24 protein-coding genes and 1 pseudogene are annotated in these 26,081 nt (G+C 61.9%); 16 read left to right on the top strand and 9 right to left on the bottom strand.

Annotated features, from left to right (window positions below):
* Positions 1–230: 230 nt before the first annotated feature.
* From VGG47_RS14270 to VGG47_RS14250, 6 genes and pseudogenes are all read right to left on the bottom strand, one after another.
* On the bottom strand, positions 231–1,631 hold the full coding sequence (locus tag VGG47_RS14270; protein ID WP_331539714.1) for a coniferyl aldehyde dehydrogenase: 1,401 nt from the start codon (positions 1,629–1,631) through the stop codon (positions 231–233).
* Positions 1,628–2,023, bottom strand: a complete 396-nt coding sequence (locus tag VGG47_RS14265; RefSeq protein ID WP_331539712.1) for a GMC oxidoreductase — start codon at positions 2,021–2,023, stop codon at positions 1,628–1,630. Before VGG47_RS14265 ends, VGG47_RS14270 begins: the two co-directional genes overlap by 4 nt.
* Positions 2,020–2,478, bottom strand: coding sequence for a hypothetical protein (locus VGG47_RS14260; RefSeq protein WP_331539710.1), 459 nt, complete (start codon positions 2,476–2,478; stop codon positions 2,020–2,022). The genes VGG47_RS14265 and VGG47_RS14260 overlap by 4 nt, the downstream gene beginning before the upstream one ends.
* A gap of 85 nt (positions 2,479–2,563) precedes the next feature.
* Positions 2,564–2,761 (bottom strand): annotated as a pseudogene (locus tag VGG47_RS15680) (AMP-binding protein); the annotation flags it as partial.
* A gap of 78 nt (positions 2,762–2,839) precedes the next feature.
* A complete protein-coding gene (locus tag VGG47_RS14255; RefSeq protein ID WP_331539708.1) occupies positions 2,840–3,646 on the bottom strand; it encodes a VOC family protein in 807 nt (268 codons plus the stop codon).
* Positions 3,647–3,678: 32 nt separating this feature from the next.
* Positions 3,679–4,110 carry a DUF6356 family protein gene (locus VGG47_RS14250; protein WP_331539706.1) on the bottom strand — a complete coding sequence of 144 codons (432 nt, stop codon included), beginning with the start codon at positions 4,108–4,110 and terminating at the stop codon, positions 3,679–3,681.
* A 222-nt stretch (positions 4,111–4,332) separates the two neighbouring features.
* Here VGG47_RS14250 and VGG47_RS14245 point away from each other — a divergent pair, with 222 nt between their 5' ends.
* The 3 genes from VGG47_RS14245 (at position 4,333) to VGG47_RS14235 (ending at position 6,422) form a co-directional block, all read left to right on the top strand.
* Entirely contained in the window at positions 4,333–4,536 is a 204-nt protein-coding gene (locus VGG47_RS14245; RefSeq protein WP_331539704.1) for a hypothetical protein, read from the top strand.
* Between the two features lie 144 nt (positions 4,537–4,680).
* Positions 4,681–5,079, top strand: a complete 399-nt coding sequence (locus VGG47_RS14240; protein ID WP_331539702.1) for a VOC family protein — start codon at positions 4,681–4,683, stop codon at positions 5,077–5,079.
* A gap of 209 nt (positions 5,080–5,288) precedes the next feature.
* Positions 5,289–6,422, top strand: coding sequence for an L-talarate/galactarate dehydratase (locus VGG47_RS14235; protein ID WP_408842153.1), 1,134 nt, complete (start codon positions 5,289–5,291; stop codon positions 6,420–6,422).
* Positions 6,423–6,471: 49 nt separating this feature from the next.
* On the opposite strand, the gene VGG47_RS14230 is transcribed toward VGG47_RS14235, so the two are convergent.
* Positions 6,472–6,642, bottom strand: a complete 171-nt coding sequence (locus VGG47_RS14230; RefSeq protein ID WP_331539698.1) for a hypothetical protein — start codon at positions 6,640–6,642, stop codon at positions 6,472–6,474.
* On the opposite strand from VGG47_RS14230, the gene VGG47_RS14225 reads away from it, so the two are divergent.
* The 4 genes from VGG47_RS14225 (at position 6,641) to garD (ending at position 11,690) form a co-directional block, all read left to right on the top strand.
* The gene (locus VGG47_RS14225; RefSeq protein ID WP_331539696.1) at positions 6,641–7,543 is read left to right on the top strand and encodes a LysR substrate-binding domain-containing protein; all 903 of its coding nucleotides are present in this window, start codon (positions 6,641–6,643) and stop codon (positions 7,541–7,543) included. The genes VGG47_RS14230 and VGG47_RS14225 overlap by 2 nt on opposite strands.
* A 150-nt stretch (positions 7,544–7,693) precedes the next feature.
* A complete protein-coding gene (gene gudD / locus VGG47_RS14220; protein ID WP_331539694.1) occupies positions 7,694–9,049 on the top strand; it encodes a glucarate dehydratase in 1,356 nt (451 codons plus the stop codon).
* Between the two features lie 131 nt (positions 9,050–9,180).
* The gene (gene kdgD, locus VGG47_RS14215) at positions 9,181–10,113 is read left to right on the top strand and encodes a 5-dehydro-4-deoxyglucarate dehydratase (protein ID WP_331539692.1); all 933 of its coding nucleotides are present in this window, start codon (positions 9,181–9,183) and stop codon (positions 10,111–10,113) included.
* Positions 10,114–10,136: 23 nt separating this feature from the next.
* The gene (gene garD, locus VGG47_RS14210; protein ID WP_331539690.1) at positions 10,137–11,690 is read left to right on the top strand and encodes a galactarate dehydratase; all 1,554 of its coding nucleotides are present in this window, start codon (positions 10,137–10,139) and stop codon (positions 11,688–11,690) included.
* 149 nt (positions 11,691–11,839) lie between these two features.
* Here the strand turns inward: garD and VGG47_RS14205 are convergent, their stop codons facing one another.
* Together VGG47_RS14205 and VGG47_RS14200 are read right to left on the bottom strand one after the other, a co-directional pair.
* On the bottom strand, positions 11,840–13,141 hold the full coding sequence (locus tag VGG47_RS14205; RefSeq protein ID WP_331539688.1) for an MFS transporter: 1,302 nt from the start codon (positions 13,139–13,141) through the stop codon (positions 11,840–11,842).
* Positions 13,142–13,150: 9 nt separating this feature from the next.
* Positions 13,151–13,402 (bottom strand): hypothetical protein, encoded by a 252-nt coding sequence (locus VGG47_RS14200; RefSeq protein ID WP_331539686.1) that lies wholly within the window; start codon positions 13,400–13,402, stop codon positions 13,151–13,153.
* Between the two features lie 219 nt (positions 13,403–13,621).
* Between VGG47_RS14200 and VGG47_RS14195 the strand changes: the two genes are divergently transcribed.
* The 9 genes from VGG47_RS14195 to VGG47_RS14155 all read left to right on the top strand — a co-directional run bounded on the left by VGG47_RS14195 (position 13,622) and on the right by VGG47_RS14155 (position 26,014).
* On the top strand, positions 13,622–14,938 hold the full coding sequence (locus VGG47_RS14195) for an MFS transporter (RefSeq protein WP_331539684.1): 1,317 nt from the start codon (positions 13,622–13,624) through the stop codon (positions 14,936–14,938).
* Positions 14,939–15,551: 613 nt separating this feature from the next.
* Positions 15,552–15,956 (top strand): NUDIX hydrolase, encoded by a 405-nt coding sequence (locus VGG47_RS14190; protein ID WP_331539682.1) that lies wholly within the window; start codon positions 15,552–15,554, stop codon positions 15,954–15,956.
* 470 nt (positions 15,957–16,426) lie between these two features.
* Positions 16,427–17,971 (top strand): MDR family MFS transporter, encoded by a 1,545-nt coding sequence (locus VGG47_RS14185; RefSeq protein WP_331539680.1) that lies wholly within the window; start codon positions 16,427–16,429, stop codon positions 17,969–17,971.
* Between the two features lie 196 nt (positions 17,972–18,167).
* A complete protein-coding gene (locus VGG47_RS14180; RefSeq protein WP_331539678.1) occupies positions 18,168–19,328 on the top strand; it encodes an acyl-CoA dehydrogenase family protein in 1,161 nt (386 codons plus the stop codon).
* Positions 19,325–20,950 (top strand): carboxyl transferase domain-containing protein, encoded by a 1,626-nt coding sequence (locus VGG47_RS14175; protein WP_331539676.1) that lies wholly within the window; start codon positions 19,325–19,327, stop codon positions 20,948–20,950. The genes VGG47_RS14180 and VGG47_RS14175 overlap by 4 nt, the downstream gene beginning before the upstream one ends.
* 5 nt (positions 20,951–20,955) lie before the next feature.
* Positions 20,956–22,827 (top strand): acetyl/propionyl/methylcrotonyl-CoA carboxylase subunit alpha, encoded by a 1,872-nt coding sequence (locus VGG47_RS14170; RefSeq protein ID WP_331539674.1) that lies wholly within the window; start codon positions 20,956–20,958, stop codon positions 22,825–22,827.
* 3 nt (positions 22,828–22,830) lie between these two features.
* On the top strand, positions 22,831–23,283 hold the full coding sequence (locus VGG47_RS14165) for a MaoC family dehydratase (protein ID WP_331539672.1): 453 nt from the start codon (positions 22,831–22,833) through the stop codon (positions 23,281–23,283).
* Positions 23,280–24,149, top strand: coding sequence for an HpcH/HpaI aldolase/citrate lyase family protein (locus tag VGG47_RS14160; RefSeq protein ID WP_331539670.1), 870 nt, complete (start codon positions 23,280–23,282; stop codon positions 24,147–24,149). The genes VGG47_RS14165 and VGG47_RS14160 overlap by 4 nt, the downstream gene beginning before the upstream one ends.
* Before the next feature lie 155 nt (positions 24,150–24,304).
* The gene (locus VGG47_RS14155; RefSeq protein ID WP_331539668.1) at positions 24,305–26,014 is read left to right on the top strand and encodes an AMP-binding protein; all 1,710 of its coding nucleotides are present in this window, start codon (positions 24,305–24,307) and stop codon (positions 26,012–26,014) included.
* Positions 26,015–26,081: the final 67 nt, after the last annotated feature.

The following is a 26,081-nucleotide window of genomic DNA, read 5'->3' as shown; positions in this document are numbered from 1 at the left end:
AATGAAGGCTGGGCTGCATTCTCACATGCGCGGACTGCAACGCCGGCCGGAAAAGGTGCGTTCCTTCTTTCAGGCGGCTGATGTCCGATATGCCGCATGACGAAGAGCGTGATACCTATTTGGCGGCCGGGTTAGTAATTTGGACCATGGGCGTTGTCGGTGACACAGCCCATGGCCCAGCACAATAAAAATTTTTGCGCCGCTTTTTTCAAAAAGCGGCCGCTTTCCTATCACCCCAGGCCGCCCAGAACGCGGGCCACGGTCCGGCTCAAAGCCCCCCATGGCGGCCCCAGTCGCTCGAACGTATTGAAAAAGCCAACCTTGTAAATCGCGCGGGCGTGGCTGAGCCGGCGGAAGCCATCGCGGCCGTGATAGGCGCCCATTCCGCTCGGCCCGATACCGCCAAAAGGAAGGGCGTCCTGCGCGATATGCAACAGCGTGCCGTTGAGCGTCACGCCGCCCGACATCGTCCGCGACAGAACCCGCTCCTGCGTCCGCTTGTCACGCGAAAACAGATAAAGCGCCAGAGGGCGGGGTCTGCCGGTGACATAGGCGATCGCCTCATCCAGGTCCCGATAGGTGACGATCGGCAGAATCGGCCCGAAAATCTCCTCCGTCATTAGCATACTCGTGGCAGGTGCGTTGAGCACCACCGTGGGCGCCATTCGTTTTGGATCCGTCCCCGCCACGCCATGTGCAAAGACCTTGGCCCCGCCCGCCTGCGCCTCTTCGAGCGCGGCCGCCAGCCTCTCTCTGTGCCGCCCATCGATGATCGAGCTGTACTGCGCGTTGCCGTCGATGCGGGGATAGGCGCGCTCCGCGTTGGCAATGATGGCCCGTGCGAAGGTCTCAGCGGCAGCTTCGGGGACCAGCGCGTAGTCAGGTGCGATGCAGGTCTGGCCGGCATTGACGAACTTGCCGAAGGCGATCGACCGTGCCGCCTTGTCGATCGGGTAATCGGGGGCAACGATCCCCGGCGATTTGCCGCCGAGTTCGAGCGTCACCGGGGTCAGGTTCCCGGCTGCAGCCTGCATGACGTGGCGCCCCACCGTGGTCGAGCCGGTAAACAGCAGATGATCGAAGGGCAGCGCTGCAAACGCCTTCGCGGTCTCCACCCCGCCCGTGACAACGGCAACCTCCAGCGGGTCAAAATGCTGTTCGATGAGCCGGGCGAGCAGATCGGCAAAGGCCGGCGTCAGCTCCGAGGGCTTCAGCATCGCGCGGTTGCCGGCTGCCAGCGCGTCGGCCAGGGGCGAGAGCGCGAGCAGCAGCGGATAGTTCCAAGGCGAGATGATGCCGACGACGCCAAGCGGCTCGTACCGAACCGAAGCGCGTCCGGGCTGAAAGACGAGATCAACCGGCCGCCGCTCCGGCCGCATCCACCGCGCGACATGGCGGCGGGCGTAACGGATCGCCCGCACGGCGGGGACCATTTCCATCAGCTCGCTTTCTGCCCGGGCCCGCCCGCCGAAATCCGTTGCAATGGCGGCGGCCAGCGCATCGGCATTGTCGACGATCAAGTGCTCAAGCGTGGCCAGCGTCGCGCGGCGCGTCTGGGCCGATGGCGCGGTTCCGGCACGCGAGGCGGCGTGTTGTTGATCGAAAATGATCCGCATATTGGCATCGATCATGACCATTGTCCTATAATGAGGTTAGCCGCCTTTTCGTCGATCATCGCCGAAGGTGCCTGGGTATTGCCGCTGATCAGCGCCGGCATGATCGATGCGTCCGCCACGCGCAACTGCGGATCGACCACCGAACGCGCGTCCCCGCCCATACGGCAGGTGCCGACCGGATGGTAGATGGTGTCAGCATGCTCCCGGATCAGGGCGCGCAGCCCCGCATCATCTTCCTCGCCGGTGCCGTAGAGGAGGGGCCCGCGATAGCGCGCGAGCGGCGGCATCTTCAGAAGGTTGTGTATGATGCGCACGCCGCGTACCAGAAGCTCCATGTCGCCGGACGCGGACAGAAAGCACGGATCGATGAACGGCGCGGCCTTCTCATCACGGGACGCCAGGGTCACTCGGCCACGGCTTTCCGGCCGCAACACGCAGACGTCCAGCGCAATTCCTGTCGCGGCATGAAAGCGGCGTGCATGATCGTCGACGATACCGATGCAGATATGGAGCTGAAGGTCGGGCGGCCAACATCGGGACCGCTGCGTACGAAGCCGCCTGCTTCAACGATGTTGCTCGTCAGCAGACCTGTTCCGAAGCGTAGATAGGGAATGACACTTGCCGCCATGCCCAGCAGCGCGGCGGGCGTATGATCGCCGGCATCTGAATCTAGATGCCCGGCATGCCTCGGCGTGTGAAGACGTCGTAATAGTTGAGCGAGCACGCGCGTACGCGGACGACAACGTCGCCCTCGCCGGGCGTCGGGGTCGGGAAATCCAATTCGAGCGACAGCTTCTCCATCGACGAAGCGGAGTTCGACAAGCGGATGCTTGACGCCGACGAAGAGCGGCGGCGTCGGCAATCCCGCCGGGTGCGGCGCGAAGGCAATAGGCCCAGCCTCGGTCGTGCCATATCCGTTGCTGATCTCTGCATTCGCGCATCGTACCGAGAAAGGCCGCAAGATATTCGACGCGGTTGGCGCTCACGATTGCGACCTTGTCGCCACGCCTGAGGCCGCGCCGCTCAAGACCGCGCGCGACACCGTCGGCCATTGCCTCGATATCGGCGTAGCTGAATGTGCGCGGGGGCGCCTCGCCGCCGAGATCGATGACAGCAGCGGCATCCTGAATGCCGGAGCGGTACATCGCGGTGCCGAGATTGCTCCACGCGGTGCCGCCTCCCGTCGTTTTCTCAAGCGCGATCATGTCACTTTGCATATCCCATCACTCCCTGAATTCGAGCGCGATATTTCCTGCCGCCTGCGCAGGCACCAAAAGCCGGCCTTCCGAACCTTGCGAAAAGCCGAGCGGGGCGAGCGCCGCCGCGGTCCGTGCGAAAGAGACCGTCCGAAAGCGCAGCGCGGCGACGAAGGATGACCGGCCCGCCCGCTCCGGAAAAGCAGCACCTAGTTGGCGCGCGGCGATGTCGTGCGGTTGAATATCGATCTCGACCTCGCTTGCCTTGAAGCGCAACGTCGCGGCTGCTTCGATACGCTTAGGCTCCACGCCGAACATCCGCCCGAATAGCGCAGCGGTGGCCACCGGATCTTCCGCGGCAATCAGAATATGGGTGATCTCCTCGGCCCCGTTGGGGTGATTCTGCCACTCGTCACGCCAGACCAGCTCCGGCGTAAAATGTTGGCAGAAATAGAGCCGCCCGAAGGGCACCTCACTTGCCTCAACATGGGCCGTGCGGAAACGCGCATCCACGATACCGCCGGGAAGCTCGACCGGTCGCGAGAAGGATTGCGGATCGCGCATCGCGACGCCACGGTCGCGGAGATCTCGATACTGCCCATCGGTATCCTCAGTTGAAAGTACCAGGCCATTGAGCCCTTTGGGAAAGGAGGCGAGCTCCTGGCGCACAGGCCCTCCGGGTAGGCCCATCGCCAGCAGCTCGAGATAATTGGTGCGGAAGATCGCGAGATGATTGGCCGATCCCAGCGTATGGTGTCCGCGGTCCGTTAGATGAAATCCCAAGCGCCGATACTGCGCAGCGGCTTCATCCAGTTGTTCTTTGACGTCGATCACCACGTGATCCAAGGCCGGTATTGTCAACGAGATCACCTCTGTGTTTCGTGTGTCTTTGCCGCGCGGGCGACGACCATACGGCCGTAAAGACGCCGCACCGTATTCAAGCCGGTATAGGTAAACAGGGACGGCAGCAGCGCATGCACCAAACAGGCCCTCCCGGCCGACAGCATGGACGCGCCAAAACTGCCGGCAGCGCGAAAATGCTCGGCGAAAGTCTCGCCTACGGACGCTGGATGCTCAGTAAACGACAAACGCCGCATTTTTCCACCTCCCGATAAGACTATAATTACCACAATATCAATCGATGTTATAGAAATAACAACATGTTCCAGGCCGAGGTCTCGGATAGAGGAAAGCGGCCGCTTTTCGAGCCAAGCGGCGCAAAAACTTTTGGCCCGCTGGGCCTGTGGCGCTGAAACAGCAAGGGCCCCAAAGAAGCTTTCTACTCCGCGCCTGAGCAATCGAATCGCCTGTGAAAAAACAGCGAAAACATGTCAACCTAAACTAATCATGCTCTAAATGCTCACATATCGATGCTAGAAGTGGATCGATCGATGCTCACTGGAGTGTTGATACCGGATGCCTATTCGGATTACCTCCCACCCTCGACCAGAACCATGTTTGGCCGCAACAATATCAATAGCCTAGGGTCCTATGGGACGGTGCACTGGAGGAAAAAAGCCATGACACGCAAGATCGCCGTAGTCACCGGAGCGGGCCGTGGAATTGGGCGGGCCGCCACGCACGGATCGATGGCCGTCGAACCCACCAGGGATGTCCAGAGTGTCGGCGAAGCGGTCGCCTTCATGGCCTCGTTTCCGCTTGATGCGAATGTCATGGACCTAACGGTCATGGCGACAAAAATGCCGTTCGCCGGGCGCGGCTAGTGCAGCCCCCCGCGAGTGCAAAGATTGAAGCAAGACAGCCGGACTTCCTGCGCCACCGGTGCCAGGATGAAACGCCGAGCTTGTGAATGCCGAGACCGCGCCAAGCGTGGGGAGTTTATTGTAGCAAAATAGGGAGACTACAGAATGCCTGTCGTGGATTTCGATCATATTCACTTGCGCAGCCCGAACCCGGAGACTGCTGCCGCATGGTTTGAACAAATGCTCGGCGGTGAAATCGCGCATGGGCCGGGCCGGCTTGAGGTCAAATTCGGCAATGTCGTCTTGTTCATCACGCCTGTCACCGAAGGCGAGGACATTGGCGCGCCACCGGTAACGCCGCACCAGGGACTCGACCATATCGGCCTTACAGTCACGGGCATCGACGCGCTCGCCGCCGAATTAAAAAACAAGGGTGTCGAGTTCACCAGGGAGCCGACGACCATCCGCCCTCATGTCCGGGTCTGCTTCATTCGCGGTCCACAAGGCATGTCGATAGAGCTGCTCGAACGCGGCGCCAATCCCGGGCCTGCCGCGAGCATATAAAGGAAAGCTGCCGCTCTTTGAAAAAAGCGGCGCAAAAACTTCTTCTCCGCTGGGCCATGGGCGGTGTCGCTGACAAAGCCTCAGGCCCAGCATTAACAAAATTTTTTTGCTACTTTTTGTTCATAAAAAGTAGCCTTCCCTTCACTTCCCTGAGCGACATGGCCCAATCGAATCGACAAAGCAACCTTGCTCTAAAGAGGACCGATTAAATGTCCAAAACCAGCGAAACCATCCGGGCGATCAGGCTGCATTCGGTCTATCTTCCGCTGAAAACGCCGATCAGTGACGCCAAGGTTCTAACCGGCCGACAGAAACCCATGACCGAGATCGCCATCCTGTTTTGTGAAATTGAGACCACGGAGGGTTATCAAGGTCTCGGCTTCAGCTATTCCAAACGAGCGGGTGGGCCCGGCCAGTTCGCTCACGCGAAAGAAATAGCCCCGGCGCTGCTGGGCGAGGATCCCAACGACATTTCAAAAGCCTGGGACAAATTATGCTGGGCCGGCGCTTCGGTGGGCCGCAGCGGCCTCGCCACGCAAGCCATCGGCGCGTTCGACGTTGCGCTGTGGGACATGAAAGCAAAACGGGCAGGCCTGCCGCTCGCCAAACTGCTCGGTGCGCAACGCGATTCCGTGCGCTGCTACAATACCTCGGGCGGATTTCTGCATACGCCGCTTGACGAACTGCTCGTCAATACCGATGCCTCACGCAAGAAGGGAATTGGCGGCATCAAACTCAAGGTGGGGCAGCCGGACTGGGCGCTTGACGTTAAACGCGTCTCAAAGGTTCGCCAGCATCTCGGCGATGATTTCCCGCTGATGGTCGATGCCAACCAGCAATGGGACAGGCCGACAGCACAGCGCATGGGCAGGATTTTCGAGCCGTTCAACCTGATCTGGATCGAAGAACCGCTGGATTGCTACGACGCTGCCGGTCATGCGGCGCTCGCGGCACAGCTCGACACCCCCATCGCCACCGGAGAGATGCTGACGAGCGTCTTGGAGCACTGGGACTTTATCCGCCAGAATGGTGCGGATTTCCTGATGCCGGACGCGCCGCGTGTCGGCGGCATTTCGCCATTTTTGAAAGTGGCGACACTGGCCGAGTTCGCTGGCCTGCAAATCGCGCCGCATTTTTCAATGGAACTTCACATCCATCTCGCCGCCGCGATGCAACGCGAGCCATGGGTGGAGCATTTCGAATGGCTGGAGCCATTGTTCAATGAGCGGCTGGAGGTGAAAGACGGCCGGATGCTGGTGCCAACCCGCCCGGGCCTGGGCGTCAGCATGAGCGAACAGGCACAGGCATGGACGCGTGAAATGGCGGAATTTACCGCGTCTTAGAGTGAAGGAAGGCTACTTTTTGTGGACAAAAAGTAGCAAAAAAACTTTATTAACCTGGGCCATGGGCTTTGTCGGTGACAACGCCCATGGCCCAGAGGAGCAGAAGTTTTTGCGCCGCTTTTTTCAAAAAGCGGCTGCTTTCTTCATCGGCCGCCATTTTTTGCATAGAACAGCTTTGGTGATACACAGGGCCCAACCAACGTCCTGAAGCTTTATCCATGTTTGATCTAAACCAGCTCCGTTGTTTCGTGACTGTCGCCGAAGAGCTGCATTTCGGGCGTGCAGCCGCCCGCCTCAACATGACCCAACCACCATTGAGCCGGCAGATCCAGGTGTTGGAACATATTATTGACGCCACGCTGCTGGAGCGCACCAGCCGTTCCGTCCGCTTGACGCCCGCGGGCCGGAGCTTTCTGCCCGAGGCCGTGCGTATCCTCAAGCTAGCCGAGAGCGCCAGCCAGATGGTCCGCCGCATCGCTTTTGGCAAAACCGGATCTCTCAAAATCGGCTTCACCGCAACCACCGCTTATGAATTTCTCCCCGAGTTGATCGCCGCCTGCGTTGAACATCTGCCGGATGTCGATTTGTCCTTGAAAGAGATGGTCTCCAGCGAACAGCTGGAGGCTTTGACCTCCGGGCAGCTTGATGTCGTCCTGTTGAGACCGCCCTTTGTCCGGCGCGAGCTGATGTCGATACGCGTCGTGGCCGAGCCGTTGCTGGCTGCCGTGCCGCGCGGCAATCCGCTGGCCGACGCCGAGGCGCTCTCCTACGCGGATTTTGACGGAAAACCATTTATTATGTTTTCTCCTTACGAATCCAAGTACTTTCATGACCTTCTGGTCACCCAATTCGCCAAGGCCGATGTTTTTCCGCGTTACGTCCAGCATTTGAGTCAGGTTCACTCGGTGCTGGCGCTGGTCCGCGCCGGACTTGGCCTGGCCATTGTGCCGCGCGCCGCGGCGATGCTGCATTATCATGATGTGCATCTGAAGCCGCTTTCTGACCCCTCTCCAGCGCTGGCGGAACTCTTCATGGTGTGGCGGCGTGATAATGAAAGCCCCTTGCTGCCTGTTCTGGTCGACATTGCCTGCAAGCTTGCCTCGACTGACACCGCCAATTGATCCCAATCAGGTATTGATCGATCCATTGTTTGGCTTTGACGCGGATCAAACCGCCCTCTAACGTCGTGGCCATCTGCGCGTGCGGCCCGGCATCGATGCAGACCAGATCTGAAATCACAACGCCTTTCTAAAGGTTAGCTAGGAGGAAATATGATCCAAAAATCTGTTCGGGACGGCTTTGGCGGCGCCCCCGTTGTGACGGATATGCAGGTGATTCCGGTTGCCGGGCGCGACAGCATGCTGCTCAACCTGAGCGGCGCTCATGCGCCGTTCTTCACGCGCAATATTGTGCTGATGACAGACAATTCCGGCCATGTCGGCATCGGCGAGGTGCCGGGCGGCGAGGCCATCCGTCAAACGCTCGAAGACGCCCGCGCCCTGGTTGTCGGGAAAACCATCGGTGCCTGCAACGATATCTTAAATTCCGTGCGCCGGCAATTTGTCGACCGCGACAGCGGCGGGCGCGGCAAGCAGACCTTTGACCTGCGCATCACGATTCATGCCGTGACAGCGCTTGAATCGGCCTTGCTGGATCTGCTCGGGCGGCATCTCGACCTTCCCGTTGCCGCCTTGCTCGGCGAAGGCCGCCAGCGCGACGCGGTCGAGACGCTCGGCTATCTGTTTTACGTCGGCGACAGCACCAAGACCGATCTGCCCTATGCCGACGCACCGGCTGCCAAAAATGACTGGTTCCGCCTACGCCACCAAAAGGCCTTGACGCCGGCAGAGATCGTGCGTCTGGCCGAGGCGGCCCACGATCGCTACGGTTTTGTCGACTTCAAGCTCAAGGGCGGCGTGTTCCGCGGCGAGGAAGAAATCGAAGCCGTTACCGCCCTGGCAAGCCGCTTTCCCAAGGCGCGCGTGACGCTCGACCCGAACGGTGCCTGGTCGCTCGAAGAAGCCATTCGCCTGTGCCGGAACATGCAGGGCATTCTCGCTTATGCTGAGGACCCGTGCGGCGCTGAAGCTGGCTTCTCGGGCCGCGAAATCATGGCCGAGTTCAAGCGCGCCACCGGCCTGCCGACCGCGACCAATATGATCGCGACCGATTGGCGGCAGCTCGCGCATTGTCTGCGCCTCGGCGCCGTCGACATCCCGCTGGCCGATCCGCATTTCTGGACCATGCAGGGTTCGGTCCGTGTTGCCCAGACATGCCGCGACAACGGCCTCACCTGGGGCTCGCATTCCAATAACCATTTCGATGTCTCGCTGGCGATGTTTACGCATGTGGCGGCAGCAGCACCGGGCAAGGTCACCGCCATCGACACCCACTGGATATGGCAGGACGGCCAGCAGCTCACGAAGGAGCCGCTGCAGATCGTGGCGGGCAAAATCAACGTACCCGACGGCCCCGGCCTCGGTGTCGAGATCGACATGGACGCCCTCGCAGCGGCACACCAGCTTTACAAGGACCATGGATTGGGGGCGCGCAACGATGCCCAGGCCATGCAATTCCTGATCCCCGGCTGGACCTTCGACGACAAGCGTCCTTGTCTTGTACGGTGACGCGCTGTCCACGCTGCGATGCTCACATGGCATCGATCCATTCACGCTTCGGCTTTGACGGGGATTGATCTCCGCCTCAATTATGTTTCGTATCGTTTGCCACCGACCATTGAAATCAGAAAGTCAAAACCATGAGCAGACTGACTCCCAAAGAAATGGCCACGCAACTCGGCAGCGGCCTTTTATCTTTCCCGGTAACGCCGTTCGCGGCGGATTTCGCTTTCAATGAAACTCAGTATCGCGCGAATCTGGACTGGCTGTGCGGCTACAATGTCGCGGGATTGTTTGCGGCAGGCGGCACCGGCGAGTTTTTTTCGCTAACGCCGGCCGAGGTTGAAAAAGTCGTGACCGTGGCAGTGGCCGAAACCAAAGGCCGCAAGCCGGTGATTGCCCCGGCCGGTCATGGCACCGCCATCGCGAAGGATCTGGCCGCTGCCGCCGAACGCGCGGGCGCGGACGGCATTCTGCTTTTGCCGCCTTATCTCGTGCATTCCGAACAGGAAGGCCTCGCGGCCCATATCGCTTCTGTCTGCGCGTCAACAAAGCTTGGCGTCATCGTCTATAATCGCGACAACGCCATACTGAACGAGGATACACTGGCGCGGCTTTGCGAGCGTTGCCCCAACCTCGTTGGCTACAAAGACGGCGTCGGCGATGTGGAGCTGATGACCCGGGTCTATTCGCGCATGGGGGATCGTCTGACCTATATCGGTGGGCTGCCCACAGCCGAGACGTTCGCGCTCCCTTACCTTGAGATGGGCGTCACCACCTATTCCTCCGCCGTCTTCAATTTCGTACCGGAATTTGCGACTGCTTTCTATGCGGCGGTGCGCCGCCAGGATCGCAAGGCCGTATATGCTGGTTTGCGTCAATTCATTCTGCCGCTGATCGCCATCCGCAATCGCAAAAAAGGCTATGCTGTTTCCATCATCAAGGCGGGCATGAAGGCTGTCGGGCGTGATTCCGGTTCGGTGCGGTCGCCGCTGACTGATTTGACCGAAGCCGAACTGGCGGAAGTCAAGACACTCGTGAGCAACCTTGACGTCCGGAAGCTGATAGCCTGATGCTCCCAAAAGGGGGTAAGGAAATGGAACCGGTGCCACAGGAAAAATCAGACCGCAAGCACGAGCCGCGTTATATCAAGCTGCATCCTGCGGACAATGTCGCGATCATCGTCAACGATTTCGGCTTGCCCGCGGGGTCCGTCTTTCCGGACGGTCTGCGCCTGATCGATTATGTGCCGCAAGGTCATAAGGTCGCGCTCATCGATATCGGCGATGGCGAGGCCATCCGGCGCTATGGCGAAATCATCGGCTTTGCCCGGGGGGCGATCGCCACCGGGGCATGGGTCGAGGAATCACGGATTTTGATGCCAAGCCCGCCCGCACTCGCGGCGCTCGATCTCGCCACCGCCGTTCCGGCGCCGCTTCCGCCTCTGGAAGGCTACACGTTCGAGGGCTACCGCAACCCTGACGGCACGGTCGGGACCAGGAACATTCTGGCGATCAGCACCAGCGTGCAATGCGTGGCCGGCACCATGGAATTCGCGGTCAAACGAATCCGTTCTGAGCTGTTGCCTAAATATCCGAATGTCGATGCCGTCATCGCGTTAACCCATGCCTATGGGTGTGGTGTCGCGATCTCCGCACCAATGGCTGCTGTGCCAATCAGAACTTTGCAGAATCTCGCTCAGAATCCCAATTTCGGCGGCGAGGTGATGGTGGTCGGCCTTGGTTGTGAAAAATTAGTGCCCGAACGACTGGTTCCGGAGGGGGAGTCCGCCAACATCGTGCGGATGCAGGACGAGGCGTTCCATGGATTCGGGGCGATCATCGATGGCATCATGAAAATGGCGGAAGCGCGGCTGGAAGTGCTCAACAACCGCCGGCGTGAGACCTGCCCCGCCTCCGATCTGGTAATCGGCATGCAATGCGGCGGCAGCGACGCCTTCTCCGGCGTCACCGCCAATCCGGCTTTAGGTTTTGCCGCCGATCTCCTGGTGCGCGCCGGAGCCACCGTGATGTTCTCGGAGGTGACGGAGGTGCGCGACGCCATTCATCTTCTCACCCCGCGCGCAGCCACCAAGGAAATCGGCGCGGCGCTCGTACGAGAAATGTCGTGGTATGACGACTATCTCGCAACAGGCGGCGCCGACCGCAGCGCCAACACCACACCCGGCAATAAAAAAGGTGGGCTTGCCAACATTGTCGAGAAATCGCTCGGCTCCATTGCCAAATCCGGCTCCAGCGCGATTTCCGGTGTGCTCTCCCCCGGTGAACGCGTCCGGCAAAAAGGCCTGATCTTTGCGGCGACACCCGCGAGCGACTTCATCTGCGGCACGTTGCAGCTCGCCGCCGGCATGACGCTGCAAATCTTCACGACCGGGCGCGGTACGCCCTATGGCCTCGCGGCGGCCCCGGTGATCAAGGTTTCAACCCGCACCGAATTGGCGGAACGCTGGAATGACCTGATCGATTTCGATGCCGGACGCATCGCCACCGGTGCTGCGACGATCGAGGAAACCGGCTGGGATTTATTCAGAACCATCCTCGACGTCGCCAGCGGACGGACCACGCCATGGTCGGACCGGTGGGGCCTGTTCAACGACCTCACTCTGTTCAACCCCGCCCCCGTCACGTGAGGCCAAGCGAAGGAGAAGGCTACTTTTTGTGAACAAAAAGTAGCAAAAAAACTTTGCTATGCTGGGCCATGGGCGTTGTCGCCGACACAGCCCATGGCCCAGCATAGCAAAAGTTTTTGCGCCGCTTTTTCCAAAAAGCGGCTGCTTTCCTATATCCGAGAAGCGTGGCTGACCGGGGGCACCGGTTCACGAACAAATAACAGCACGGCCAAGGCGCCCAGCATAACGATGCCTCCGGCCAGAAGGAACGACGGACCGTAGCCTCCAGCATACTGGATGATGAAGCCGGTTGCCGCCGGTCCGATAACGCCCGCGATGTTCGACAGGAAATGGACATACCCTCCGACCACCCCGGTACGTGACTGCGGCACCAATTCCTGGACCAACAGCCAACAAGCCAATGGTGCCATCGAGACGAAGAATTGGGCGCCGGCTATCAGCACGAGCGCCGCCTGGACCGTGGTCACCCATGTCACCGCGCCCAGCGCGCAAGCCGCCACAAACAAACCAAGGACCAGGATGATCTGGCGCGCCAAAATCGGCGCCCCGGTCCGCCGCAACAACCAGTCCGCAGCACTTCCGCCGACGATATTTCCAAGAATGCCCATGAGCGGCGGAATCGCCACCAACATTGCGGCACCCCGCAACGGCAGATGATGGACGTTCATCAGGTAGCTCGGCAGCCAGGTGAAGATGTAATATGAAATGTAATTGGCGCCGAAAAAGCCGGCAGCCAGTGCGAGCACCGCCGGGCGGGACAGATAATAGCCAAGGCTGCGACCAGCGTCGGCGCCATTGGCGGCCTCACCGACCCGGCTATCGCCGATCATCGCAAGTTCGCGGGCGGAAACATGGAGGTTTGTGGCGGGCGTGTCAGTGACCAACCACATCCAAGCCACCAGCCACAAGAAGCCAAGGAGCGTAACCACAATGAAGGGGGTCCGCCAGGAGCCCGCAGTGACCAGCACTGCGACGAACGGTCCGGCCGCCATCGCCCCGATCTGATTGCCGATATTCGGCGCAATCGCCAGCGCACGGCCGACTTCTTCGCGAGGGAACCAGTCGCGGACCATTTTGTTGCTGACACTTCCCATGGGGCCTTCGCCCATGCCGAAGATGACGCGATAGACCAGCAGCGAGGCAAAACCTGTCGCAACGATGGTCATGCCGCAGAACAACGACCAGACCGCCATGGCGAGGCCATAGACCTTCTTCGCACCAAGCCGATCGGCCGATGCGCCGCCGATAAAGCAAAACACCACATATCCGACGAAAAACGCGCTGAAAATCACACCCATTTCCGCCGGTTTGAAGTTCAGCTCCTTGGCAACAAGAGGTGCCACGACGGGAAGCGTCATCCTGTCAATATAATTCAGCATCGCCGCAACAAACAGAAACCCGACAATGACGTACCGGTATCTAGAAGCCACGGCTGTCTTGGTTTGCTCCATCACATTCCCTCACTTGTTCTTCTTCTCTGTCGTCAGATTGTTTAAAGTGTTTGTTAGTTTGATGGGCAGGATAAGATTTTTCAAGGTCTGATGGCATTGTCGCGTTAACTTGTCACGGCAGAGTTTTGCCTGAGTAAGAGCCGCAGTTTCTTGCCGTCCAGCATCACGCTGTTCTGGTCGACGGCGCGTTAAGGATAGCGAAGGGAAAGACTTCTTTTTGTGAACAAAAAGAAGCAAAAAAACTTTATTATGCTGGGCCATGGGCGTTGTCACCGACACAGCCCATGGCCCAGCATAGAAGAAGTTTTTGCGCCGCTTTTTTCAAAAAGCGGCCGCTTTCCTCCATCTGAAATAGCCGGCCTGCCAATTTCTGAATTTGTTTGCCCAACCGGGCCGAGCCCATTACAGTTTGATCTACGAAAAAAAAACAACCGAACCCGCTCGTGGCGCGGTGAAAAATAAAACACGGAGGATTCATCTATGCTTGAGCAGCAAACGACGATTGCTGACCTGCCCTATGCGGAAGCCGAAGCCATCAGACCTTCGCGACGGCTGCGACAGCTCCAGGTCACATCTCTTGGCCTGCTGGTGATGAGCAACCTGGTCAACATGATCGACCGCTCGACCCTCTCCATCGCCAATCCGCTGATCCGTCATGATCTGGGCATTTCCATTGGACAAATGGGGCTGTTGCTTTCCTCCTTTCTATGGGCTTACGCCTTCTGCCAACTCCCGGTCGGCTTTTTCGTCGATCGCATCGGCCCGCGTCTGTTGCTCGGTACGGCGCAAATCATCTGGTCCGCGGCGCAATTATTCTGCGGCTTTGCCGGCGGATTCGCTGAATTCTGCGCCCTGCGCATGCTGCTCGGCGCCGGGGAATCGCCGCAATCTCCGGTCAGCGCGCGCGTGGTGCGGGACTGTTTCAGCCCGCGGGAACGTGGCCTACCGACCGGCGTATTCCTGCTCGGTTCCTCGATCGGCCCGGCGGTGTCCGCACCACTGGTCACGCTGCTCATGACCTCTTTTGGTTGGCGCGCGATGTTCGCCATCATGGGACTCGCCGGGATTGCGGTCGCCGGAGTCTGGCTTACCTTCTACCGTTCGCCGGCCAAACTCGGGTTTCAAGGGACCGATGCGCGCTATCTCTCTCACCATGAGGCCCAGCCCGCCCCGGCCACGTTCTCGGATTGGCGCAAGCTGTTTGGCCACCGCACCAGCTGGGGGATGATTTTTGGCTTTTTCGGCACGATCTACCTGATCTGGCTCTACACCGCCTGGCTGCCCGGCTATCTGGAAATCCAGCGCCATATGAGCATCCCGCATACCGGTCTCCTCGCCGCCATTCCGTTCTTCGGTGGCACCGTCGGCAGCATCACCGGCGGGCTGGTGATCGACCGGCTGGCCGCAGGGCAGCGCGTCACCCCGCTTGCGGCGTGCAAGATGGCGGCGGTGTTCGGGTTGACCGGCATGGCGCTGTTCACGGCCGTCGCGGCGGAAGTGAGCGATAACAGTCTTGCCATCGCCGCCATGACCCTGGCGATGTTCCTCGGATTTTTCGCGATGTCCGGCCAGTGGGCAATGGTCTCGGTCGGCGCGCCGCAGAATTTTGTCGGCTCGCTCGGCGGGGTGATGAATTTCGGCGGCTATCTGGGCGGCGCGCTGGCGCCGATGATCACCGGCTTCATCGTGCAGGCCACGCATTCCTTCGTGCCAGCCCTGTTAACGGCGGCGGTCATCGGTCTGGTCTCCGCCACGCTCTCCCTGATTCTGGTCAAGCGGCCGGTTTCCATCAGTTAGCTAAAGGACGGCTACTTTGGGCGTTGTCGGGGACAACGCCCATGGCCCAGCATAACCAAAAGTTTTTGCGCCGCTTTTTCCAAAAAGCGGCCGCTTCCTCTCCGAGGAGCAGCGGGGGCAATCCATGGCCGAAAAGGAACAAACAAAGAACATTTTTAAGATACGCCCGATCATCACTGCCGTTAGAAAGCAATTTTCCTTCCACTCACATTGCGCTCTTCCCTTGACTAGTTTTTATATTGTCATTTGAATGTAACATTCACACAAAGATAATGATCCGCGCGGAATGTCGGGAGAGCAGCATGACTTTGCCTGTCATCGAAGATCCTCTGGCCAAACCGGAATTTTACATCCGCTTAGATGACAAGCTTTTGGACATGTTTTTTTTGAACTTTCAAACAGCACATGACTCCGTGCGGCCATGGATCGAAGCTGGTCGGAAAGTTGAAATCTTGAACCGTGCGCGGGGAGACGTCATCGTTTTCATGAGGCCGGGAGGCGTTAACGCTTCCCCCACTCTCACACACAAGCCACTCTCTGAACCAGAGCCTCTCGACGCCACGTCATGAATCATTTCGTGGCCATTTCAGGATTGGCGCCGGAGACGCCCATCATGCGTCAAGCCGGCGCGCTTCCATTCCGCCACGGGCCCGATGGTTTGCGCGTGCTGTTGATCACCTCTCGCGATACCGGGCGCTGGGTGATCCCCAAAGGCCATGTCGAGCCGGGGCAAACAGCGGCCATCGCCGCGGCGGTCGAGGCCTATGAGGAGGCCGGCCTGGCCGGGGCTGTGAGTAACATGCCGTTAGGCATTTACACCTATGGCAAGCGCCTCCGCTCCGGCGTGGTGCTGCCGGCGACCGTGGAGGTCTATTCGCTGGAGGTCGGCATTCAGATGAGGAAATGGCCCGAGCGCAAGCAGCGGCGTCTGCAATGGATGGATGTGGAAACGGCGGCTGCGCTGGTGCAGGAAGCCGGGCTGTCGGTGCTGATGCATCGTCTGGCGGAAGTCGTCTGACAACTGCTCTCGACGGTTTTTTCTCAAAACGGTTTTCGGCGGCGGCGTGCCCGTGTCCTTGGTGCGCCGGAGCGCGGGCGCCTGCGGGCATGAAGTCGGGCATTTAGTGAATGTTCACCGTTTGTCCATATTTGTTAACAATTCGGAATAACGGAGCTTAAAAGGAGAACATTGGTGTATTTCGTAGACGATCACGGCAGCTTTGGTCTTTATTTGGACAGAACGTCTGTCTCATCGGCTGAATGTTAGCTCGTTGCCGTTTCAAGATCGAAAAGCCGCAGGACGCGCCCCCCGAAAAGCTGGAACACGATCACGCGCTTCCAGTGACCCTCCGGCAGTTTCAACACCTCTTCGAACCGTCACGCAGCAGGGTTGAGCCTAACGCGTGGCTGCATGCGCTGGTCTGAGGTAGATGCAAGGAGAGATAGACACGGCGGATTCAACGCCGCGCGGGAGGACCAGGGACTGCCATGCCGACATACGATGATCTGCCGCGTTTTTCCCATCAGCAAATCCTCCAGGTCCTGAGCGGAATCCTGCTCTGCATCTTCCTTGCCGCGATCGACCAGACGGTAGTGATTCCCGCCGTGCCGGCAATCGCCGCCGACCTGAACGGGTTCAGCCATCTCGCCTGGATCGTGTCCGCCTATCTTCTGACCTCCACCGCGGCCACGCCCATCTACGGCAAGCTGTCCGACATCTATGGGCGGCGCAAGCTGCTGCTGGTGGGGTTGGCAATCTTTGCGGCCGCCTCGGTTCTGTGCGCGATGGCGGGCAGCCTCACCCAGCTTGTGATCGCCCGCGCGTTGCAGGGAATCGGGGGCGGAGGGCTGATGGCGATGGCGCAGGCGGCGATCGCGGACGTGGTCAGCCCGCGCGAGCGTGGGCGCTATCAGGGCTACATGGCCTCGACCTGGGGACTTGCCTCGGTTGCGGGACCGATGATCGGCGGCTGGGTCACTGACAGCTTGTCGTGGCGCTGGATCTTCTGGATCAACCTGCCGATCGCGCTGGTGGCGATGCTGCTGTGCGATCGCTCACTCCGGCTGCTGCCGACGCGGGGCGGCAAGGCGCGCATCGACTGGACAGGCGCTGTCCTGCTGACCGTTTCGGTCAGCGCCTGGTTGCTGGTGCTCAGCTGGGGCGGGGTGGAGATGAAGTGGACCGCGCCGCCGATCCTCGAACTGACCGCGGTCGGCCTTGTGTTCATGATGGCGCTCATCTGGCAGGAGCGCCGCTTTCCGGATGCGCTGCTGCCGCCGCGCCTGTTCTCCAATTCGGTGTTCGTATGCAGCGTGGCCATCGCCTTCTGCGGGGCATTTGGCCTGTTCGGAGGCACCTTCCTGCTGCCGCTCTACTTCCAGCTTGTGGACGGCGCGAACGCGGCCATGTCGGGGGCGCTGCTGGCGCCTTTCCTGGGGGCGAACTGTGTCGCGTCGATTATCGCCGGCTGGCTGGCGCGCCGGCACGGGAAGATGAAGGCGATCCTCGTCGTCGGGCTGCTGGGGTGCCTGCTCGGCTTCGGGCTCCTCACGCTGCTGAGCGCCAGCACGCCACGCTTCTTGCTGATGCTCTACCAGACCGTTCTGGGCGCCTCTCTCGGGCTGGTGATGCCGAACTGCCTCGTGACCGCGCAGAATGCGGCGGAGCGGCGGGATATCGGCGCTGCAACCGGCTGCCTGCTGTTCCTGCGCTCCATGGGCGGCGCGTTCGGAAGCACGATGGTGGGCGCACTGCTCGCCAGCGGCTTCGCTGCGCATCTGGTGGCGTTCGGCATCACCGCGCATATCGACCTGGGCGAGATCCGCCAACACCACGGCGCGCTCGCCAACGTCCCGGCGGCGATGGTCCCGCAGGTGCATGTCGCGCTGGCGGACGCTTTCCATCTGGCGTTCCTGGCTTGCGCCGTGGTGATGGCGATCGCGGTGGCGATCGCGCTGGGGATGCGGGACCTGCCGCTGCGTACCGTCGCGACAAACGAGGCGGCGGACGAACCGGCGGCCCTGGCACATTAGAAAGAAAGTAGCCGCTTTTTAAAAAAAGCGGCGCAAAAACTTTTGGTTATGCTGGGCCATGGGCGTTGTCGGTGACAACGCCCATGGCCCAGCATAATAAAGTTTATTTGCTTCTTTTTGTTCACAAAAAGAAGTCTTCCCTCTCGGCGATCCTGATAAGCTAGCCTCGACAAAAAAACATAACGAGGAAATGCGGATGGCCTCCGACCCACAGATGGATTTCGGCCTGAGCGAAACCGCCGAAGCGATCCGCGACGCCACTGCCCGCTTTGCCGCCGACCGCATCACCCCGCAGGCCGCGCGGATCGATGCCGAGAACCATTTCGACCGTTCACTCTGGACCGAGATGGGCGCGCTCGGCCTGCACGGCATCACCGTGGAAGAGGAATTCGGCGGGCTAGGACTGGGCTATCTCGAGCATGTACTGGCGGTGGAGGAAATCTCCCGCGCCTCCGCCGCAGTCGGCCTCTCCTACGCCGCGCACTCGAATCTCTGCGTCAACCAGATCCGCCGCTGGGCCACGCCGGAACAGAAGCGCCGCTATTTGCCTCAGCTCATCTCCGGCGCGCATGTCGGCGCGCTCGCAATGTCCGAGGCCGAGGCCGGGTCGGACGTCGTTTCGATGAAGCTGAGAGCTGCAAAGCGCGGGGACCGCTATGTTCTCAACGGCACGAAATTCTGGATCACCAACGCCCCCATCGCCGATGTGCTGGTGGTCTACGCCAAAACCGCACCGGAAGCCGGGCCCAACGGCATCTCCGTGTTCCTCATCGAGCGCGGCTTCAAGGGTTTCCGCACCGGCCAAAAACTCGACAAGATGGGCATGCGCGGGTCGGACACGGGGGAGCTGATCTTCGAGGATTGCGAGGTGCCCGAGGAAAACCTGATGGGCGAGCTGAATGGCGGCGTGCGCGTGCTGATGTCAGGGCTGGATTACGAGCGTGCCGTGCTCGCCGGCGGGCCGCTCGGCATCATGCAGGCGGCGCTGGATGCGGTGCTGCCCTATGTGCGCGAGCGCAAGCAGTTTGGCCGCGCCATCGGCAGCTTCCAGCTCATGCAGGGCAAGATCGCCGACATGTATGTCGCCCTCAACGCCGCGCGCGCCTATGTCTATGCCGTGGCCCGCGCCTGCGATACCGGCAAGATCACGCGCTTTGACGCCGCGGGGGCGATCCTGCTCGCCAGCGAGAATGCCGTTCGCGTGGCGCTGGAGGCCATCCAGGCCCTGGGCGGGGCGGGGTATCTGAAGGAGACGGGCGTTGAGCGCCTGGTCCGCGACGCCAAGCTCTACGATATCGGCGCCGGCACCAGCGAGATCCGCCGCTTCCTCATCGGCCGGGAGTTGATCGGCGTATGACGCACCTCACGAGCGCCATCGACACCAGCTCCGCCGCCTTCCAGCGCAACGCCGCCCTTAACTGCGCCCTCGCCGCCACGCTGCGCGCGACGATTGCCGCCACCGCGCTGGGCGGGCCGGAGCCGGTGCGCCAGCGCCACATCGCGCGCGGCAAGCTGCTGCCGCGTGAGCGCGTGGAGCTTCTGCTCGATCCCGGCGCGCCGTTTCTGGAAATCGGCCAGCTCGCCGCCCACGGCATGTATGACGACGAAGCCCCCGCCGCCGGACTCATCTGCGGCATCGGCCAGGTGAGTGGGCGGGAGGTGATGATCCTCGCCAACGACGCCACGGTGAAAGGCGGTGTGTACTTCCCGCTCACGGTGAAGAAGCATCTGCGCGCCCAGGAAATCGCTTCGGAGAACCGGCTGCCCTGCATCTATCTGGTGGATAGCGGCGGCGCGAATTTGCCGCACCAGGCCGAGGTGTTTCCCGACAAGGAGCATTTTGGCCGCATCTTCTTCAACCAGGCGAATATGAGCGCAAGCGGCATCGCGCAGATCGCCTGTGTCATGGGCCTCTCGACGGCCGGCGGCGCCTATGTGCCGGCAATGAGCGATGAGACCGTCATCGTGCGCGGCGGCGGGGCGGAGAGCCAGGGGGCGATTTTTCTGGCCGGGCCGCCGCTGGTGAAGGCCGCCACGGGTGAGGTCATCAGCGCCACCGAACTTGGCGGGGCCGACACGCATGCGCGCAGATCCGGCGTGGTGGACCATGTCGCCGCCACAGACGAGCATGCTTTATCCGTCGTGCGCGACATCGTCGCCCGGCTGAACACGCGCAAGCAGGTGGACATCGACATCGCCGCGCCAAAGCCGCCGCGCTACAGCCCGGAGGAGCTGTACGGCATCATCCCCGCCGATGTGCGCGCGCCCTACGACGTGCGGGAGGTGATCGCCCGCATCGTCGATGACTCCGCCCTGCACGAATTCAAGCCGCTTTACGGCGCCAGCATCGTCACCGGCTTTGCCCGTATCTGGGGATATCCTGTGGCCATCCTCGCCAATAACGGCGTGCTGTTTTCGGAGAGCGCGCAGAAGGCGGCACATTTCATTGAACTCGCCTGCCAGCGCCGCACGCCTCTGGTATTTTTGCAGAACATCTCCGGCTTCATGGTCGGCGGCAAATACGAGGCCGGTGGCATCGCCAAGGACGGCGCCAAGATGGTGACCGCCGTGGCCACCGCCAGCGTGCCGAAATTCACCGTGCTCATCGGCGGCAGTTTCGGCGCGGGCAATTACGGCATGTGCGGACGGGCTTACGGCCCACGCTTCCTTTTCACCTGGCCGAACAGCCGCATCTCGGTCATGGGGGGCGAGCAGGCCGCCAGTGTTTTGGCCACGGTGAAGCGCGACGGCATCGAGGCCAAAGGCGGCAGCTGGTCCGCCGCGGAGGAGGAGGCCTTCAAATCCCCCATCCGGGCGCGATACGAAGAAGAGGGCAGCCCCTATTTCGCCACCGCCCGGCTGTGGGATGACGGCCTGATCGACCCGGCGCAAACCCGCGACGTGCTCGGCCTTGCCATCTCCGCCGCCCTCAACGCGCCCATTGCCAGCTCGCAGCGCTTCGGCCTGTTCCGGATGTAAGCACCATGTTCTCATCCCTGCTCATCGCCAACCGTGGCGAGATCGCCCGCCGCATCATCCGCACCGCAAGCCGCCTCGGCATCCGCACCGTCGCGGTCTATTCCGCCGCTGACGCCACCGCCTTGTTCGTGGCCGAGGCCGATGCGGCCATCGCCATCGGCCCGGCCCCGGCGCAAGAGAGTTATCTGGTGCCGGACAAGCTGCTCGCCGCCGCGCACGCCAGCGGGGCGGAGGCCATCCATCCCGGTTACGGCTTCCTCGCCGAGAACGCGGCGTTTGCCGAAGCCGTTCTTGCCGCCGGGCTGGGCTGGGTCGGGCCGCGCCCGGCCTCCATCCGCGCCATGGGGCTGAAGGACGCCGCCAAGGCGCTGATGATGAAAGCCGGCGTGCCGACCACGCCCGGCTATCTGGGAGAGGATCAGGCCGACACGCTTCTCGCCGCCGAGGCCGAGCGCGTCGGCTATCCATTGTTGATCAAGGCCGTCGCCGGAGGCGGGGGCAAGGGCATGCGCCGGGTGGACCGCCCGGAGGATTTCGCCGCCGCTTTGGCCTCCTGCCGCCGCGAGGCGCAAGCCGCCTTCGGCGATGACCGCGTGCTGCTGGAGATCTACGTCTCAAGCCCGCGCCATATCGAGGTGCAGGTCTTCGGCGATTCCCATGGCAATGTCGTGCACCTGTTCGAGCGCGACTGCTCGCTCCAGCGCCGCCACCAGAAGGTGATCGAGGAAGCCCCTGCCCCCGGCATGAGCGACGAGGTCCGCGCCGCGCTCTGCGCCGCCGCGGTGAAGGCCGCACGGGCGGTGGATTACGAGGGGGCCGGAACGGTCGAGTTCATCGCTGACGCCTCATCCGGCCTGCGCGCGGACAAAATCTGGTTCATGGAGATGAACACAAGGCTGCAGGTGGAGCATCCGGTCACCGAGGCCGTGACCGGGCAAGATCTGGTGGAGTGGCAACTGCGCGTCGCCGCCGGTGAACCCTTGCCGCTGCGCCAGGAGCAGATCACCCTCTCCGGCCATGCCATCGAGGCCCGGCTCTATGCCGAAAACCCAGATACCGGCTTCCTGCCATCCACCGGGCGGCTCGAGCATTTTCACCTCCCCAGCCAAAGCGTGCGGATCGACAGCGCCGTGCAGCAGGGCGACGAGGTCACCGGCTTTTACGACCCGATGATCGCCAAACTCATCGCCCACGCGCCGCGCCGGGCCGCCGCCGCCCAGCGCCTGGCCGAGGCCTGTGCCGGCGTGCAGATCTGGCCGGTGAAAACAAATGCTGCGTTCCTGGCGCGCACATTGCGGCATGAGGCATTCCTGAACGCCGCGCTGGATACGGGCTTTATCGAAACCCATCTGCCCGCTTTGCTGGGCGATGCCGAACCTGGCGAGAAGGTGCTGCAGGCCGCCGCCCGGGCTCGGCTGGCGGCACACCACACCCCGCTTGGTCTGCTTGGCTTCCGCCTCAACGCCGCGCCGCGCGTCGAGCTGCGCCTGCAATGCGGCGGGCACAGGCACAATATCGCGCTGCACCCACCGCTCCCGCCGTCCTCTTTGCCCACGGCCAATTACGGTGACGAGACGGTCGTGTTCGATGCGGGCCGCGCCTTCGCCTTTGGCGAGGTCACGGCGGATGACACCGGCCAGGATACCGCCATGAGCGACGGTGCGGTGCACGCCCCCATGCCGGGCCATATTCTCTCCGTGGCCGTGGCCGCGGGCGATACCGTGCAAAGGGGCGCGCCGCTGCTGGTGATGGAGGCTATGAAAATGGAAATGACCCTGAATGCCCCCTGCGACGGCATTGTCGACGAACTCAACGCCAGCCCCGGCGCACGCGTGGCCGAGGGCGTCCTCCTCCTGCACCTGAAATCTGGAGCGTAAACCATGGCCGGACAGTATTTCGAGCAATTCGAGATCGGCGTCACACGACGCCACGATCCGCACCGCACCGTGACGGAGACCGACAATCTCCTCATCACCACGCTCACCCACAACCCGCAGCCGCTGCATCTGGACGCCGAATATGCCGGCGCCACGGAGTTCGGGCGCATCGTGGTCAACGGGCTGTTCACCTTCTCGCTCATGGTCGGGCTCTCGGTCGGCGACACCACGCTGGGCACGCTGATCGCCAATCTGGGCTATGATGAGGTCGTCATGCCCCTGCCTGTGTTCGTGGGGGATACGCTACGGGCTGAGACCACCGTGGCGGAGAAGCGCGCGAGCAAATCCCGTCCCAATGCGGGCATCGTGATCTTCACCCACCGTATGTACAACCAGCGCAACGAGCTGGTCTGCAAGTGCAAGCGCACCGCCTTGCTGCAAAGGCTGCCGCAATGACACCGCGCTCCTGGCTTTTCGTTCCGGCCGACGCCCCGGCCAAGATCGCCAAAGCGCAGAATGCCGGGGCAGATGCGGTGATCCTCGACCTTGAAGACTCCGTCGCCCTGGCCCGCAAGGAGGAAGCCCGCACCATCGCCGCCACCACCCTGGCCCAGGCGCGCGGCAAGGCGGCCTTGTGGGTACGCATCAACCCGCTGGGCTCAGGGCTCGCTCTGGCGGACCTCGCCGCCGTGATGCGGGCTGGCCCCGCCGGCATCGTTCTGCCCAAGGCGGAGTCCGCGGCCGATGTGGTGACGCTCGCGCATTATCTCGATGCGCTGGAGGCCACATCGAACCTGCCGCCGGGCCAGACCGGCATCCTGCCCATCGCCACCGAGACCCCGGCCTCGCTCTTCAATCTCGGCACCTACGCCCAGGCAAGCGCGCGGCTGACCGGACTCACCTGGGGGGCGGAGGACCTTCCCGCCGCCATAGGCGCCACCGCCAGCCGTAATCCGGACGGATCGCTGAACGACCTGTGCCGCCTCGCCCGCTCCCTCTGCCTGGCCGGCGCCGCCAGCGCCAATGTTCCGGCCATCGAGACCGTCTACCCCGCTTTCCGCGATGAGGCCGGGCTGCGCCACTATGCCGCCGCCGCCCGGCGCGAGGGGTTCTGCGCCATGCTGGCCATTCATCCCGCGCAGGTCCCGATTATCAACGAGGTCATGACCCCCTCCCCCGCCGAGCTCGCCTACGCCGCGCGCGTGGTGGAACTCTTCGCCGCCAACCCCGGCGCGGGGGTGGTGGCCCTGGACGGGAAAATGCTCGACCTGCCCCATCTGAAACAGGCGTATAAAATGCTGGCGCGGAACAGCGAAGAGTAAGGCTACTTTTTGTGAACAAAAAGTAGCAAAAAAACTTTGCTAACCTGGGCTATGGGCACTGTCACCGACAACGCCCATAGCCCAGCATAATAAAAGTTTTTGCGCCGCTTTTTTCAAAAAGCGGCTGCTTACTTCACTTTGAAAAGCCAGCTCGGATGACGGAAAGTTATGTACGCGGCGGCAGCGAGCCGCCCTTGCTTGAAATCACCATCGGCCAGGCGCTCGACCTTGCCGCCACCACCTGGCCCGAGCAGGACGCACTGGTCTGCCCGGCGCAATCGGTGCGGATGAGCTGGCACGATTTGCGGGTGCGGGCCGAGACCATCGCCGCCGGGCTGCTGGCCATGGGGCTTAAGCCGGGCGACCGCATCGGCATCTGGTCACTGAACCGCGCGGAATGGGCCCTCATCCAGTTCGCCGCCGCCAAGGCCGGGCTGATCCTGGTCACGGTCAACCCCGCCTACCGCCTGGCCGAGCTTGAATACGCCCTGAATAAGGTGGGAACGGCCGCCCTCGTCATTGCCCCGCCCTTCAAGAGCAGTGACTATCCTTCCATGGTCGCCGCACTGGCGCCGGAGCTGGCCGGCGCCGCGCCGGGGGCCCTGCATGCCGCGCGCCTGCCCCATCTGCGCTTGGTGGTGCAGATGGGCGAGACGATCATGCCGGGCGCAATCTCTTTCACGGCACTGGAAACTGCCGGGCGCGAGGCTGGCTTGGGTGGCCTGGCGCGCATCACGTCCCATATTTCCGCGACCGACGCCGCGAACATCCAGTTCACCTCGGGCACCACCGGCGTGCCCAAGGGCGCGACGCTCAGCCATCGCAACATTCTCAATAACGGCTATTTCGTCGGGCGCGGCATGGCGCTGACATCGCAGGATCGTATCTGCCTCCCCGTGCCGCTCTATCATTGCTTCGGCATGGTCATGGGCAATCTCGCCTGCGTCACCCATGGCGCCGCCATGGTCTATCCCGGCGAGGGGTTCGATCCTCTCACCACCCTGCAAACCGCCCGGGATGAGCACTGCACAGCGCTTTACGGCGTGCCCACCATGTTTATCGCCGAACTCGATCATCCGCGCTTCGACACATTCGCGCCGAGCCATCTGCGGACCGGGATCATGGCGGGAAGCCCCTGCCCCATCGAGATCATGCGCAAGGTGGTGGACCGGCTGCATATCCGCGACCTCACCATCTGCTACGGCATGACCGAGACGAGCCCGGTGAGCTTCCAGACCGGGCCTGACGACCCGCTGGAGCGCCGTGTCACCACCGTCGGGCGCATCCACCCCCATCTTGAGGTCAAACTGATCGACCCGGAAGGCAACATTGTTCCGCGCGGCACGCCGGGCGAGCTGTGCACTCGCGGCTATTCGGTGATGACGGGCTATTGGGACGAACCGGAGCAGACCGCCCAGGCCAAGGACGCGGAAGGCTGGATGCATAGCGGCGACCTCGCGACCATCGACGCTGACGGCTTCTGCACGATTGTCGGGCGCATCAAGGACATCGTGATTCGCGGCGGCGAGAATCTCTACCCGCGCGAGATCGAGGAATATCTCTACCGCCACCCCAAAATCCAGGATGTGCAGGTGTTCGGCGTGCCGGACGCGCTCTATGGCGAGGAACTCTGCGCCTGGGTGATCCTGCGCGAGGGCGAGAAGATGGAGGCTGAGGAATTGCGCGATTTCTGCCGTGACCAGATCGCGCACCCGAAAATCCCCCGCCATATCCGCTTTGTGCAGGAAATGCCTATGACGGTTACCGGCAAAATCCAAAAATTCAAAATGCGCGAGGCGATGACGCGGGAGTTGCAAGAGAAGACTACTTTTTGTGAACAAAAAGTAGCAAAAAAACTTTACTAATCTGGGCCATGGGCGTTGTCGCCGACAACGCCCATGGCCCAACATAACAAAAGTTTTTGCGCCGCTT

The organism is Acidocella sp., from assembly GCF_036489515.1.
Taxonomy (GTDB): domain Bacteria; phylum Pseudomonadota; class Alphaproteobacteria; order Acetobacterales; family Acetobacteraceae; genus Acidocella.
Note: the sequence above shows the minus strand (reverse complement) of the source record. Positions and strands in the feature narration are given on the sequence as shown.